Origin of the sequence: Streptacidiphilus melanogenes (assembly GCF_000787835.1) — a bacterium.
Lineage (GTDB): Bacteria > Actinomycetota > Actinomycetes > Streptomycetales > Streptomycetaceae > Streptacidiphilus > Streptacidiphilus melanogenes.
On record NZ_BBPP01000013.1, the window covers coordinates 153,460 to 167,453 of the forward strand.

General features: G+C 70.6%; 13 protein-coding genes. 1 reads left to right on the plus strand and 12 read right to left on the minus strand.

Going from position 1 to position 13,994, the window contains the following annotated elements:
* Positions 1–189: 189 nt before the first annotated feature.
* From TR49_RS17025 to TR49_RS17035, 3 genes are all read right to left on the minus strand, one after another.
* Entirely contained in the window at positions 190–1,392 is a 1,203-nt protein-coding gene (locus tag TR49_RS17025; RefSeq protein WP_042382570.1) for a cytochrome P450, read from the minus strand.
* A gap of 43 nt (positions 1,393–1,435) precedes the next feature.
* Positions 1,436–2,206: a class I SAM-dependent methyltransferase gene (locus tag TR49_RS17030; protein WP_042382572.1), complete on the minus strand. Its 771-nt coding sequence runs from the start codon at positions 2,204–2,206 to the stop codon at positions 1,436–1,438.
* A gap of 85 nt (positions 2,207–2,291) precedes the next feature.
* Positions 2,292–4,724, minus strand: coding sequence for a RelA/SpoT family protein (locus TR49_RS17035; protein WP_042382574.1), 2,433 nt, complete (start codon positions 4,722–4,724; stop codon positions 2,292–2,294).
* A gap of 308 nt (positions 4,725–5,032) precedes the next feature.
* On the opposite strand from TR49_RS17035, the gene TR49_RS17040 reads away from it, so the two are divergent.
* A complete protein-coding gene (locus TR49_RS17040) occupies positions 5,033–5,359 on the plus strand; it encodes a hypothetical protein (RefSeq protein WP_152627311.1) in 327 nt (108 codons plus the stop codon).
* Positions 5,360–5,433: 74 nt separating this feature from the next.
* On the opposite strand, the gene TR49_RS17045 is transcribed toward TR49_RS17040, so the two are convergent.
* The 9 genes from TR49_RS17045 to pdxT all read right to left on the minus strand — a co-directional run bounded on the left by TR49_RS17045 (position 5,434) and on the right by pdxT (position 13,908).
* A complete protein-coding gene (locus TR49_RS17045) occupies positions 5,434–5,982 on the minus strand; it encodes an adenine phosphoribosyltransferase (protein ID WP_042382578.1) in 549 nt (182 codons plus the stop codon).
* Between the two features lie 97 nt (positions 5,983–6,079).
* Complete coding sequence (gene secF, locus TR49_RS17050; protein WP_042382579.1) at positions 6,080–7,198, minus strand: protein translocase subunit SecF; 1,119 nt, start codon at positions 7,196–7,198, stop codon at positions 6,080–6,082.
* Between the two features lie 4 nt (positions 7,199–7,202).
* Positions 7,203–9,047 (minus strand): protein translocase subunit SecD, encoded by a 1,845-nt coding sequence (gene secD, locus TR49_RS17055; protein WP_084724959.1) that lies wholly within the window; start codon positions 9,045–9,047, stop codon positions 7,203–7,205.
* Between the two features lie 146 nt (positions 9,048–9,193).
* Entirely contained in the window at positions 9,194–9,673 is a 480-nt protein-coding gene (gene yajC, locus TR49_RS17060) for a preprotein translocase subunit YajC (RefSeq protein ID WP_236653405.1), read from the minus strand.
* A gap of 260 nt (positions 9,674–9,933) precedes the next feature.
* A complete protein-coding gene (gene ruvB / locus TR49_RS17065; RefSeq protein ID WP_236653406.1) occupies positions 9,934–11,055 on the minus strand; it encodes a Holliday junction branch migration DNA helicase RuvB in 1,122 nt (373 codons plus the stop codon).
* A 35-nt stretch (positions 11,056–11,090) separates the two neighbouring features.
* The gene (gene ruvA / locus TR49_RS17070) at positions 11,091–11,720 is read right to left on the minus strand and encodes a Holliday junction branch migration protein RuvA (RefSeq protein WP_042382583.1); all 630 of its coding nucleotides are present in this window, start codon (positions 11,718–11,720) and stop codon (positions 11,091–11,093) included.
* Entirely contained in the window at positions 11,717–12,241 is a 525-nt protein-coding gene (gene ruvC, locus TR49_RS17075; protein WP_042382585.1) for a crossover junction endodeoxyribonuclease RuvC, read from the minus strand. Before ruvC ends, ruvA begins: the two co-directional genes overlap by 4 nt.
* Positions 12,242–12,446: 205 nt before the next feature.
* A complete protein-coding gene (locus TR49_RS17080) occupies positions 12,447–13,208 on the minus strand; it encodes a YebC/PmpR family DNA-binding transcriptional regulator (RefSeq protein ID WP_042382594.1) in 762 nt (253 codons plus the stop codon).
* A gap of 70 nt (positions 13,209–13,278) precedes the next feature.
* The gene (pdxT, locus tag TR49_RS17085; protein WP_042382596.1) at positions 13,279–13,908 is read right to left on the minus strand and encodes a pyridoxal 5'-phosphate synthase glutaminase subunit PdxT; all 630 of its coding nucleotides are present in this window, start codon (positions 13,906–13,908) and stop codon (positions 13,279–13,281) included.
* Positions 13,909–13,994: the final 86 nt, after the last annotated feature.

Consider the following 13,994-nt stretch of genomic DNA (forward strand, 5'->3'; position numbering starts at 1 on the left):
CGGTGTGGTGAGTCGGTCAGCGAGCAGGGCCATCCGCACAGGGTGGTTGCTCGCGCAGTTCCCCGCGCCCCTGAGGTGTTGCCGGGTTGCTCACGCGCAGTTCCCCGCGCCCCTGAGGTGTTTGCCGGGGTGCTCACGCGCAGTTCCCCGCGCCCCTGAGGTGTTGCCGTCGCCCGCGCCCCCGGCGGGTCAGCGCACGGTGATGGGAAGGGCCGCCGGGCCGCGGAGGTTGATGCGGCCGTTCCAGGGGACGTCGCCCCCGAGCGAGAGCGAGGGGAAGCGCTGGACGAGGGTCCCGATCGCCAGCCGGCCTTCGAGGCGGGCGAGCGCCGCGCCCAGGCAGTGGTGGGGACCGGCGCCGAAGGAGACGTGGTGGCGGGCGTTGGGACGGTCGATGTGGAGTTCGTCCGCGTCGGGGCCCCAGTAGTCGGGATCCCGGTTCGCGGAGGCCAGGCACGCGAAGACGAACGCGCCCGCGGGAATCGTGCGGTCGCGCACGGTGTGCGGGGTGAGCGTGATCCGCTTGGACTGCTGGACGGGGCTGTCGTAGCGGAGGAACTCCTCGACCGCGTTGCCCGCCAGGGCGGGCCTCGCCCGCAGCAGCGCGAGCTGCTCGGGATTGCGCAGCAGCGCGAGCGTGCCGTTGGCGATGAGGTTCACCGTGGTCTCGTGGCCCGCGATGTACAGCATGACGACCTGGGCGACGAGTTCGTCGTCGCTGAGCCGGCCGCCCTCGTGCTCCGCCGCGATGAGCGCGGTGAGCAGGTCGTCGGCCGGGTTGGCGCGCTTCCAGGCGATCAGCTCGCGAGCAAGCGTGGTCATCTCGCGGGCTGCGTCGCTGATGCGCCGCATCTCCTCGGGGTCGGTGACGACCTGGAGGGTGAGCGCCAGGATGCCGGTCAGCTCGCGGATGCGGGCGTGGTCGGCGGGCGGCATGCCGAGCATCTGGGAGATCACGGCGAACGGCAGCGGGAAGGCCAGCGCCTCGACGAGGTCGGCCTGGCCCTCCTCGGCGACGCGGTCCAGCGCGGCGTCGACCAGGCGGGTGATCTCGCCCTCGAGCGCGGCGACGGAGCGGGAGGTGAAGACCTTGCCGACCAGGGACCGCAGTCGGGTGTGGTCGGGCGGGTCGCGGTGGACCATCGACATGTTGAGGACACCGAGGTTCAGACGGTCCATCTGCTCGCGGATCTGCCCGTCGACGACCTGCCGGTCGTCGACGGAGAGCCCGGCGCGCAGCAGCGCGGCGATGTCGTCGTAGGCGGTCAGCACCCAGAAACCGAAGGGGTGCCGGTGCACCGGGTCCACCTCGCGCATCCGGGCGTAGGTGGGGTACGGGTCGTCGGTGAAGCCCGGGGCGAACGGGTTGAACAGCAGGTCGGCGGTGGTCATCGAGGCCTCCGGTGAGCACGTGAGGGTGACGGGCGGGGCGCGCTCAGGGGCGCCGGCCCCACATGGTGACCATGGCGATGCCGAGGTCCTGGGTGGCCGGGTCGGCGAGATAGGCCAGCGCCTCGTCGACGGTCGCGTCACCGAGCCGCTCCACCAGGGCGGGGCGGGAGAAGTTCGCGGTGCCCGACCAGAAGCGGGCCAGCGGGCCGCCGCCGTGCAGCACGGGCACGTCGACGGCGAAGCCGACCTCGGTGAAGCCGAGCCCGGCCAGCGGCCGCGGGTAGCTGCGGCCGAGGCCGAGGTCGCTGCCGGTGGTCCGTGCGGCGAGCTCGCTGGCGACGGCGGCCGTCTCCCGGTAGGCGGTGTTGGGTGAACTGGACGCGCCGAGGTCCCAGGCGTCGGAGACGACGAGCCAGCCGCCGGGGCGGACCCAGTCCGCCATGCGCGCCAGCACGTTCTCGCGGTCGCGGAGGTGCATCAGCAGGAACCGCGCGTGCACCAGGTCGAACACGCCGGGCGTGAAACCCGGTTCGGTGATGTCCGCCTGGATCTCGTGGAAGCCCCGGCCGCCCAGGTGGCGGACGTCGAGGTCGACGACGGTGGCCCGCTCGCCGGAGGCGTCCATGAGCCATCCGGCGACGGTGCCGAGGCCCGCGCCCACGTCGCAGGTGCGCAGGCCGGGCGTGACGAGCGGACGCAGGCGTTCGATCGAGCAGGGGTCGAAGACCTGTGCCAGTGCCCCGAGGCGGTCCGCCTCGCCAGGGTTTCGGTGCGAGTAGAGGCGGTCCCCGTACCGCTCTTCTCTTGGTGTCATGGCGCGATGCTTCGCCCGCGCACTTGAGCTCCCCTGGACGAACCCTCGGTTCCGTCTCCAGGGGAGCTCAGGGGCTGCTGGCGCGCTACCGCGCCTTGGCGGAGGTCACCCGGTACACGTCGTAGACGCCCTCGACGCTGCGGACGGCCTTGAGCACATGGCCGAGGTGCTTCGGATCACCCATCTCGAAGGTGAAACGGCTCATCGCGACCCGGTCGCGCGAGGTCTGCACCGCCGCCGACAGGATGTTGACGTGCTGGTCCGAGAGCACCCGCGTGACGTCCGAGAGCAGACGCGAGCGGTCCAGCGCCTCGACCTGGATGGCGACCAGGAAGACCGAGGACTGAGTGGGGGCCCACTCGACCTCGACCATGCGTTCCTGCTGCTGCGAGAGCGAGTCGACGTTGACGCAGTCGGTGCGGTGGACCGAAATGCCGTTGCCGCGGGTGATGAAGCCGACGATCGGGTCGCCGGGGACGGGGGTGCAGCAGCGCGAGAGCTTGACCCACACGTCCGCGACGCCCTTGACGACCACGCCCGGGTCCTGCGTCGCGCGCCGCTGACGGCGGTTGCGCGTCGGCGAGGGCGCCGTCAGCTCCTCGATGTCCTCGCTCGCGCCCTCCTCGCCGCCGAGGGACTGCACCAGCTTCTGCACGATCGTCTGCGCCGCGACGTGGCCCTCGCCGATCGCCGCGTACAGGGACGAGATGTCCGGGTAGCGCATCTCGTGCGCGAGGGTGACCAGGGAGTCGCCGGTGAGGATGCGCTGCAGCGGCAGGCCCTGCTTCCGCATCGCCCGCGTGATCGCGTCCTTGCCCTGCTCGATGGCCTCCTCGCGGCGCTCCTTGGAGAACCATGCGCGGATCTTGTTGCGGGCCCGAGGCGACTTGACGAAGGAGAGCCAGTCGCGGGAAGGCCCGGCGTTCTCGGCCTTGGAGGTGAAGACCTCGACGGTGTCGCCGTTCTCGAGGTTCGACTCCAGCGGCACCAGCCGGCCGTTGACGCGCGCCCCTATGGTCCGGTGGCCGACCTCGGTGTGGACCGCGTACGCGAAGTCCACCGGGGTGGCCCCGGCCGGGAGCGCTATGACGTCGCCCTTGGGGGTGAAGACGAAGACCTCGTTGTTGGAGAGGTCGAACCGCAGCGACTCCAGGAACTCGCTCGGGTCCTCGGTCTCCTTCTGCCAGTCCAGCAGCTGCCGCAGCCAGGCCATCTCGTTGACGGTCTCGCCCTGCCCGGCAGGGGTGTCCGTGCGGACCTTGGACGCGCCGGCGACGGCCTGCTGCTTGTACTTCCAGTGCGCGGCGATGCCGTACTCGGCGCGGCGGTGCATGTCGAAGGTGCGGATCTGCAGCTCGACCGGCTTGCCCTCGGGCCCGATGACCGTCGTGTGCAGCGACTGGTACATGTTGAACTTGGGCATGGCGATGTAGTCCTTGAACCGCCCCGGCACCGGGTTCCACCGCGCGTGGATGGTACCCAGCGCCGCGTAGCAGTCGCGGACCGAATCGACCAGGACCCGCACGCCGACCAGGTCGTAGATGTCGGCGAAGTCCCGGCCGCGCACGATCATCTTCTGGTAGACGCTGTAGTAGTGCTTCGGGCGGCCCTTGACCTCGGCCTTGATGCGAGCGGTCTTGAGGTCGTCGGTGACCTGCTCCAGCACCGTGCCCAGGTACTCGTCGCGCTTGGGCGCGCGCTCGGCGACCAGGCGGACGATCTCGTCGTACATCTTGGGGTAGAGGATCGCGAAGGCGAGGTCCTCCAGCTCCCACTTGATGGTGTTCATGCCCAGCCGGTGCGCCAGCGGGGCGTAGATCTCCAGCGTCTCGCGGGCCTTCTTCTCCTGCTTCTCCCGCTTGAGGTACCGCATGGTACGCATGTTGTGCAGGCGGTCGGCCAGCTTGATGACCAGGACGCGCGGGTCCTTGGCCATGGCGACGACCATCTTGCGCACAGTCTCGGCCTGTGCGGCCTCGCCGAACTTGACCTTGTCCAGCTTGGTGACGCCGTCGACCAGCATGGCGACGGTGTCGCCGAAGTCGCGGCGGAGCTGGTCGAGGCCGTAGTCGGTGTCCTCGACGGTGTCGTGGAGCAGGCCCGCCATCAGCGTCGGCGCGTCCATGCCGAGCTCGGCGAGGATCGTCGCGACCGCGAGCGGGTGGGTGATGTACGGGTCACCGCTCTTGCGCTTCTGGCCGCGGTGCCACTTCTCCGCGATCTGGTAGGCGCGCTCGAGCTGGTGCAGGTCGGCCTTCGGGTAGTTGCTGCGCACTATCCGGAACAGCGGCTCCAGCACCGGGTTGAAGGTGCTGCTGCGCTGGCCGCCCAGGCGGGCGAGGCGGGCGCGGACCCGGGAGGGCGAGGGCGCGACTGGGCGCGGCGCGACGGCGGGCGCACCGCCGTCGCGCTGGAACGTGGCCGGAACGGCCGGCGGCGCGGGCTTCGGCGCGGCGGGGGCCGGCTTCGGGCGCTCCTCCTGCGTTCCAGCGGCTTTGGGCACGACCTCTTCGGGCAACTGCACTCCTCGGGAGCGAGACCGGGATCTCAATGGTACCGAGCGTCACAGTCACCTGCGCTCACGGCCCCACGGCCCGGCCTGGTCCACAGAACGGCCCTCGCCGTCCGGGCCCCCCGAGAGGCTGTTCCCGTACCCCCCGAAAGGCAGCCCGTTGCCCCCAGGAGGCAGCCCAGGCACCCCCGAAAGGATCTTGTACGCCATCAGTTCGAATGCCTAAGTTCATGCCACGGGGGTTGCACACGAACGCATCCTCTTGGCGGACGCCCGAAGGCTCTCCGCCACCTCGGATACTTCCGGAGCAAAAATTGCGTCGTATCGCTCAATTCGCCACTGTCGCCACCGTTGCGCTCGGCTCCGCCCTGGGCGTGGCCGGTGTCGCCGACGCGGCGACCCCGAGCCCCACTCTGGTCAGGCCGATGTCCTACCACAGTGGCTCGTCCGGCTGCTTCAACTGGTCCTGGGCCGATGGCATCACGTCCACTACGGTCTACTACCACAACACGTGCAACTACACGGCGACGCTCGACATCTGGTGGAAGACGGGCAGCGTCCAGAGCCTTCACGCCGTGACGGCGAAGGCCGGCGCCAAGGGCTCCATCAAGGAGAACGGTTCCATCTCCTCCATCAGCTGAACCTGCACGAATCAAAAAACCGAGGGTCCGGCCGGTCGATTTCGACCGGCCGGACCCTCGGTTCACTTCGCCCCTCACACGGAGATGACCGCCTCGAGAGGGGCGTCGCCCAGATGCTCCGCCAGACGGGCGCGTCCGTCGAGGAAGAGCAGCTCCATCAGGACGACCACGCCGACGAGCTCGGCCCCTGCCCGCCGGACCAGATCCAGGGACGCCTCCACGGTGCCACCGGTGGCCAGCACGTCGTCCACGACCAGGACCCGCTCCCCCGGCTGGAACGCGTCGCCCTGCACCTCTATCACCGCCGAGCCGTACTCCAGGTCGTAGGCCTGGCTCAGGCAGCCCCCCGGCAGCTTGCCCGCCTTGCGCACCGGGACGAAGCCCGCTCCGGCGGCGTAGGCGGCCGGGGCCGCCAGGATGAAGCCGCGCGCCTCCAGGCCGACGACCTTGGTCGCGCCCAGCGCCTTGGCCCGTCCCGCGAGGTGGTCCACGAGCGCGGCGAGCGCCTCGGCGTCACCGAGCAGCGGGGCGATGTCCTTGAAGACCACGCCCGCCTTGGGATAGTCCGGGACGTCGCGGATCTTGGCGGCGAGAAGGCCGGCCAGGTCGCTGCTGCTGCTCATCCGGTGGGTTCTCCTGCTTCCTGTGGTTCCTTCACGACTGTGCGCGGCAGTGCGATGCACTGCCGCGCACAGTGTGCTGCGATGTCGTGACCGATGCTCAGCGGCGCCCGGTGGAGCGACGCTCGCTGCGACTGCGGTTGACGGGCTGGTTGCGCGGACCGCCGGTCGGCGCCGGGACGCTGACCTCGGACTGCGGGGTCTCCTCGTCGAGCGTGCGGCCCTCGGCCGCGGCCTTGGCCTCGGCCGCGCGGCGCTGCTTCACCTTGCGGGCCAGCTCGATGTACTCCGGGCGCTTCTCCTGGAGCCAGGCGACCATCGGGGTGGCCACGCAGATCGAGGAGTAGGCGCCGGCGGTCAGACCGACGAACAGCGCCAGCGAGATGTCGTTGAGGACACCCGCGCCGAGCAGGCCGCCGCCGATGAAGAGCAGCGCGGCGACCGGCAGCAGCGCCAGCACGGAGGTGTTGATCGAGCGGACCAGGGTGCTGTTCAGCGAGGCGTTGGCGGCGTCGCTGTAGGTCAGCTTGTTCTGCTTGGTGAGCTTGTTCGTCGCGGACTTGAGACCGTCGAAGACGACGACGGTGTCGTACAGCGAGTAACCGAGGATCGTCAGGAAGCCGATGACCGTACCCGAGGTGACCTCGAAGCCGACCAGGGCGTAGACGCCGACGGTGATCACCAGGTCGTGCAGCAGCGCGACGAGCGCACCCACCGCGAGCCGCCACTCGAAGGCGAAGGCCAGGTACAGCGTCACCAGCACCATGAAGACGACCAGACCCTCGAGGGCCTTCTGGCTGATGTCGTGGCCCCAGCTGGCGCTGAGCGACTGGGTGTTGATCTGCTGGGTGCTCAGGCCCAGCGACTTCGACAGCCCGTCCTGACCCTTCGTCGGGTCGATCTTCTCGGTCGAGCTGATCTGGACCAGGATCTCCTGGCCGTTGCTGGTGTTGGCCTTCTGCACGATCGCCGCGCTGTCGCCCGTCAGCTCGTTGGCGGCCTTCTGGGCCTGGGCGATGGTGACGCCGGGCTTGGTGATCGTGTAGATCTCGCCGCCCTTGAACTCGATGCCGAGGTTCAGGCCCCGGACGGTGAGGCCCAGGATGGCGGCGACCAGGATGACACCGGAGATGATCGTCCACAGCCTGCGTCGGCCGACGAAGTCGAAGCTGACCTCACCGGTGTAGAGGCGGTGGCCGATATTGCCGAAGCGAGACATCGGGTCAGGCCTCCTTGCCGGCGGTGGGGACCGGACGACGCGAGTTGCGGCTGTCACGGAGCGGGTTGCGCACGCCGAGGCGCTCGGGCGAGAGCCCCGACCACGGGTGACCGGAGTTGAAGAACTTCCGGCGGGCGAGCAGGGTCATCAGCGGCTTCGTGAACAGGAAGACCACGACCAGGTCCAGCAGGGTGGTCAGACCCAGCGTGAAGGCGAAGCCCTGCACCTTGCCGACGGTGAAGAAGTACAGCACCGCGGCGGCCAGGAAGGACACGAAGTCCGACACCAGGATGGTGCGGCGGGCGCGCGGCCAGGCGTTGCGGACGGCCGGGCGCAGCGTGGCGCCCTCGCGCAGCTCGTCGCGGACGCGTTCGAAGTAGACGACGAACGAGTCGGCGGTGATACCGATCGCGACGATGGCGCCACAGACGGCCGGCAGGTTCAGCGCGAAGCCGATCGCGCCGCCCAGCAGCGACATCAGCGACCAGGTGAGGATCGCCGAGACGAGCAGCGAGGCGACCGCCACCAGGCCGAGGCCACGGTAGTAGACCAGCGAGTAGACCACGACCAGGATCAGACCGATCAGGCCGGCGATCAGACCCGCGTCGAGCTGGCTGCCGCCGAGCTCGGGCGAGACGGTGACGACTTCCTGGGTCTGGAAGTCCAGCGGGAGCGAACCGTAGCTGAGCACGTTGGCCAGCTGGCTTGCGCTCGCCTGGTCGAAGCTGCCGGAGATCGTCGCCTGACCACCGGTGATGGCCTCGTTGACGGACGGCGAGGACTGGACCAGGCCGTCGAGCTGGATGGCGAACTCGTTGGCCGGCGGCTGGTTCTTGGTGAGCTGACCGGTGATGTTGGCGAACTGGCCGGCGCCGTGGGAGTTGAAGGAGAGGTCGACCTCCCACTGCCCGGTCTGGGTGCTCAGGTTGGACTGGGCCTTGCTGATCGAGGTGCCGTCGACGGCGACCTTGTCCAGCGCGTACTTGGTCCAGGTGTTGCTGGTGGCGTCGCTGGAGCAGGAGACGACCTGGTCGGTCTCCTTGGCCCGGTTCGCCGTGACCTGCGCGACGTCGCGGCCGTGCTTGGTGGTGCAGTCGATCGCGTTGAACTCCGACTGGAGCGCGGCCGGGACGGTGCCCGCGGTCTGGCCGGAGACGGTGCCGCTGGTCGGCGCGGCGCTCGGGGTGGCGGCGGCCTTGGCGGTGCCGGTGGCGGCCGCGGAGGCCTTGGCGCTCGTCGAGGCCGAGGGGTGCGCCGAGGCCGAGGAGCCGGCCTTCAGGTCCTGCGAGAGGGCGTCACCCTGCGTCTTGCTCGCGCTCGGCGAGGCCGACGCGCCGGGAGCCGACGCCTTCGGCTTCTCGGAGCTGCTCGCGGACGGGCTCGCCGCGCCGGACGGCTTGGCGCCGCCGTTGGACGAGGCGGACGGGGAGCTCTTGGGCAGGGCGCTCGCGTCGATCTGCTGCTGCTCGGCCAGCACCGGACGGAAGTACAGCTTGGCCGTCTGAGCCAGCTCGGTGGCGAGCTCGGTCGAGCTGGTGCCCTTCGGAACGTTGACGACGATCTCGTCGCTGCCCTGGACCTGCGTCGTCGACTCGGTGACGCCGGTGCCGTTGACGCGCTGGCTCATGATCTCGGAGGCGATCGCCATGTTCGCGGGGTTGATCGCGTTCTTGTCGCTCGAGGTCGCCTTGAGCGTCACGCTCGTACCACCGGCGAGGTCGATGCCCAGCCGCGGGGTGGTGTGCCCGGTGCCGATCATGATGCCGACGAGCGCCACCATGATCGCCAGGGTCAGGCTCAATGCACGCCCCGGGTATCCGTCACGCGGACGGGACTTGGGTGATGCCACCTTCTCGATTCTCTCTGTCCATGCCGTGGGCAGGTCAAGTCGCCCACACCGGGGTACCGGCGGACAGGGGGCGGCTCGGCCACGACGCAGCGGTCCTTGGGCCCGGTCGGACGATTACGACCGACCGGGTTCCGTAGCGGGCAAGGCTACTTGGCGGAAGCGTCCTTGTCGCCACCCACCTTGGCGTCGACCTTCTCGGCCTCGGCCGTGGCCGCAGCGGAGGTCTCGGCGCCGGACTCGGCCTGGCCGGCCTCGTCCTTCGCCGCCTCGGCCGGGGTGGCGTCCTCGACGACGGCCTCGGCCTCAGCCTCGGTACCGTCGGCCGCCTCGTCCGTCTCCGGCTCCTCGCCGTGGACGATGCGGTTGTACTCGATCGGGTCCAGCACCTGCGCGATGGCCTGCTTCGCGTACAGGGCGTGGACGCCCGGCGCGACCTCGAGCTCGACAGCCTCGTCGGTCACGTCCTTGACCAGCGCGTACATACCCCCGATGGTGCGCACGCCCGCGCCCGGCTCCAGGCGGGTGCGCAAGTCCTGCGCCTGCTGCTGGCGCTTCTTGTTGCTCCGCATCGTCACGAACATGAGTCCGGCCAAGACGATGACCATGAAGATAAGCGGGTTACCCACGGCAGACAGTCCTTTGCGCGGCCGCAGGGGGCGGCGGCCAGTCGATTTCGGGGCCCACCCCGTAAGGGCGGGAGCGGGCGGAGTCTAGGGGACCGCACGCAGTACAACAACGTCCAGCATGTCATCCGAGAGAGCCGAATGGCGAGTGACGTGACGGACTCGACGTGTACAGAGACCGTCAGGGACTGCTACGAGGCCGTTGCGGGCCCGGTGGCCACCCTTGCCCGGGGTGGCCCAGGTGGGCCCGGGGAGCCCCGCTCTCAGGCCTCCGCGGGCCGCTCCGACGCCCCGGCGGACGACGATCCCGCCGCCGATCCCGCCGACGGGCCGAAGAGCTCAGCCTGCAAGGGAACGCCGGGCCCGGCGGCCTGGGGCGGCGGGGTCAGGCCCAGGTGCTGCCAGGCGGCGGCGGTGGCAATCCGGCCGCGCGGCGTGCGGGCCAGGAGGCCCTCGCGGACCAGGAAGGGCTCGGCGACCTCCTCGACCGTCTCGGCCTCCTCCCCCACCGCCACGGCCAGCGTGGACAGCCCCACCGGGCCGCCGCCGAACAGCTTCAGCAGCGCGTGCAGCACGGCGCGGTCCAGCCGGTCCAGGCCGCGCGGGTCCACCTCGTAGACGGCGAGCGCGGCGTCGGCGATCTCGGGCGTGATCAGTCCGTCATGGCGGACCTGCGCGTAGTCGCGGACCCGGCGCAGCAGCCGGTTGGCGATACGCGGCGTGCCGCGCGAGCGGCGGGCGATCTCGGCGGCGCCCTTCGGGTCGATCTCGACGGCCAGCAGCCGGGCGGAGCGGTGTATGACCCGCTCCAGTTCCTCGGGCGCGTAGAACTCCATGTGGCCGGTGAAGCCGAAGCGGTCGCGCAGCGGCGGCGGCAGCAGGCCGGCCCGGGTGGTGGCCCCGACCAGCGTGAACGGCGGCAGCTCCAGCGGGATGGCGGTGGCGCCCGGCCCCTTGCCGACGATGACGTCGACGCGGAAGTCCTCCATCGCCATGTAGAGCATCTCCTCGGCGGGCCGGGAGAGCCGGTGGATCTCGTCGAGGAAGAGGATCTCGCCCTCGGTCAGCGAGGAGAGGATCGCGGCGAGGTCTCCCGCGTGCTGGATGGCCGGACCGGAGGTGATCCGGATGGGGGCGCCCATCTCCGCCGCGATGATCATCGACAGCGTCGTCTTGCCGAGCCCGGGCGGACCGGAGAGCAGCACGTGGTCGGGCGAGGCGCCGCGGTGCCGCGCCGCCTGGAGGACGAGCGAGAGCTGCTCGCGGACGCGCTCCTGGCCGATGAACTCGCCCAGGTCGCGCGGGCGCAGCGCCGCCTCGACGGCCCGGTCCTCGCCGTCCGCGGCGGCGGTGACCAGGCGGTCGGCTGCGGCGTCGTCGTACATGCTCTCTCGGCTCCTCTTCGGTGACGGGGGCTGGCTCAGCGGGTGCGGTTGCGGCTCTGCAGGGCGGTGCGCAGCAGGGCGGAGACGTTGGGCTTCTCCATGGCCTCCGCCTCCGGCGTCACCGCGGCGACGGCCTCCTCGGCCTCGCGCGGAGCGAAGCCGAGGCCGACGAGCGCGGCGTGCAGCTGCTCGTGCCACGGCGCGGGCGCGGCCACGACGGCCGCTGCGCCCGCTGCGGCGTGCTGGGACGGCACGGCGCCCGTCGGCGCACCGAGGCGGTCCTTGAGCTCCAGGAGCAGCTTCTGCGCCCCCTTGGGCCCGATCCCGGGCACGGCGGTCAGAGCCTTCGCGTCCCCGCGCGCGACGGCCACCCGCAGCCCCTCCGGGCTGTGCACGGCGAGCATCGCCTGCGCGACCTTGGGCCCGACGCCGCTGGCGGTCTGCAGCAGCTCGAACGTCTGCCGCTCGTCGTCGTCGGCGAAGCCGTAGAGCGTCAGGGAGTCCTCGCGGACGACGAGGGAGGTGGCCAGCCGTGCCTCCTCCCCCAGGTGCAGGCGGGCGAGCGTGCCCGGAGAGCAGTGCACGAGCATGCCCACGCCGCCGACCTGGATGACGGCGCTGGAGGGCGTGAGCGCGGCCACCGGGCCGCTGACGAAGGCGATCACGGTCGGGGCTCCCTGACGCGGCTGAGGGCGGCGGCGATCCTGTTGGTGGCGGTGCCGCGCCAGATGTGGCAGATGGCGAGCGCGAGCGCGTCGGCCGCGTCCGCGGGCCTGGGCGGCGCGTCCAGCCGCAGGATGCGCGTGACCATCGCGCCCACCTGGGCCTTCTCCGCGCGCCCCGAGCCGGAGACGGCGGCCTTCACCTCACTGGGGGTGTGCAGGGCGACCGGTATCCCGCGCCGGGTGGCGCACAGCATGGCGACTGCGCTGGCCTGGGCCGTGCCCATGACGGTGCGGACGTTGTGCTGGGCGAAGACCCGCTCGACGGCGACCTTGTCCGGCCGGTGCAGGTCCAGCCACTCCTCGATGCCGCGCTCGATCTCCAGCAGGCGCAACGGCACGTCATGCTCCGCGGGCGTACGGACGACCCCGCAGGCGACCATCGTGAGCGGCCGCCCGGGCGCACCGTCGACAACCCCGACCCCACACCTGGTCAGCCCTGGATCCACCCCGAGAACACGCATGCCCGCAGGCTATCCGTTCGCACCGACAGAACCACCAAGGGGCGCGGGGAACGGCGCGACAAGCCACCCACGCAGGGAGAGCCCCGATCGTGCAGGGCCATCCGCATGCCAGCGGTTGCTCGCGCCGTTCCTCGCGCCCCTGGATGGTGCGACGACCTGCGGGAGCAATGACCCGACACGGTCGCGCCCACGCGGCGGAGCCGCCTCAGTCCTCGGCGTCGAGCTCGGCCTCGACCTCGGGGGTGAGGTCGAAGTTGGCGAAGACGTTCTGGACGTCGTCGCTGTCCTCGAGCGCGTCGATCAGCTTGAAGATCTTGCGCGCGCCGTCCGCGTCCAGCTGGACCTGGACCGAGGGGACGAAGTTCGCCTCGGCCGAGTCGTAGTCGATGCCGGCGTCCTGCAGGGCCGTGCGGACGGCGACCATGTCGGAGGCCTCGGTCTGGATCTCGAAGCTGTCGCCGAGGTCGTTGACCTCCTCCGCGCCCACCTCGAGGGTGACCTCCATGATCGTGTCCTCGTCGACCTTCTCGGCCTTCGGCACGATGATGACGCCCTTGCGGGAGAACATGTACGACACCGAGCCGGGGTCGGCCATCGAGCCGCCGTTGCGCGTCATCGCGACGCGCACGTCGGACGCGGCGCGGTTGCGGTTGTCGGTGAGGCATTCGATCAGGACCGCCACGCCGTTCGGGCCGTAGCCCTCGTACATGATGGTCGAGTAGTCGGCGCCGCCGGCCTCCGCACCGGAGCCGCGCTTGACGGCGCGGTCGATGTTGTCGTTGGGGACCGAGCTCTTCTTCGCCTTCTGGATGGCGTCGTAGAGGGTCGGGTTACCGGTGGGGTCTCCACCGCCGGTGCGGGCCGCCACCTCGATGTTCTTGATCATCTTGGCGAAGAGCTTGCCGCGCTTCGCGTCGATGACGGCCTTCTTGTGCTTGGTGGTAGCCCACTTGGAGTGGCCGGACATCGAGTTGCTCCTTAAAACAGCACCAGGTGGAAGTGAACGAACGGATGAGATCCTACCGTCACCGGCCAGGTCACTTGCTGTGCGAGCCGGCGGCGCGGACCATCTCCACGAAGTAGGCGTGCACACGGTGGTCGCCGGTGAGCTCCGGGTGGAACGACGTGGCGAGCAGGTTGCCCTGACGGACCGCCACGATGTGCTCGTCCGCCGTGTCGGCGCGCAGCGACGCCAGCACCTCGACGTCGGCGCCGACCGACTCGACCCAGGGGGCGCGGATGAACACGCCGTGGACGTCGCCGTCCTCCTCCAGGCCCTTGAACGCGACGCCCTGCTCGAAGGACTCGTTCTGGCGGCCGAAGGCGTTGCGGCGGACCACCATGTCGATGCCGCCGACCGTCTCCTGGTCGTCGCGGCCGTCGAGGATCTTGTCCGCCAGCATGATCATGCCGGCGCAGGTGCCGTAGACCGGCATGCCGGCCGCCACGCGGGCCCGCAGCGGCTCCATCACGCCGAAGAGCAGCGCGAGCTTGGACATGGTCGTGGACTCACCGCCGGGGATGACCAGGGCGTCGATCTCCGCCAGCTCCTCGGGCCGACGGACCGGGCGGGCGACCGCGTCGGCCTCGGCCAGGGCGATCAGGTGCTCACGCACGTCGCCCTGGAGGGCGAGGACGCCGACGACGGGAGTGGAGCTGGACGACACGGAAGGACCTCTTTTAGACGAACGGACGAACGGGAGGAGCCCCGGCCCTGGGAAGGGCCGGGGCTACCACACGCGAAGAACCGGGA

What these genes read in the sequence shown, in the direction of transcription:
- TR49_RS17025 (WP_042382570.1), bottom strand. Translation starts at nt 1,392, where the DNA reads ATGACCACCGCCGACCTGCTGTTCAACCCGTTCGCCCCGGGCTTCACC.
- TR49_RS17030 (WP_042382572.1), bottom strand. Translation starts at nt 2,206, where the DNA reads ATGACACCAAGAGAAGAGCGGTACGGGGACCGCCTCTACTCGCACCGA.
- TR49_RS17045 (WP_042382578.1), bottom strand. Translation starts at nt 5,982, where the DNA reads ATGAGCAGCAGCAGCGACCTGGCCGGCCTTCTCGCCGCCAAGATCCGC.
- secF (WP_042382579.1), bottom strand. Translation starts at nt 7,198, where the DNA reads ATGTCTCGCTTCGGCAATATCGGCCACCGCCTCTACACCGGTGAGGTC.
- ruvB (WP_236653406.1), bottom strand. Translation starts at nt 11,055, where the DNA reads ATGTACGACGACGCCGCAGCCGACCGCCTGGTCACCGCCGCCGCGGAC.
- ruvC (WP_042382585.1), bottom strand. Translation starts at nt 12,241, where the DNA reads ATGCGTGTTCTCGGGGTGGATCCAGGGCTGACCAGGTGTGGGGTCGGG.
- TR49_RS17080 (WP_042382594.1), bottom strand. Translation starts at nt 13,208, where the DNA reads ATGTCCGGCCACTCCAAGTGGGCTACCACCAAGCACAAGAAGGCCGTC.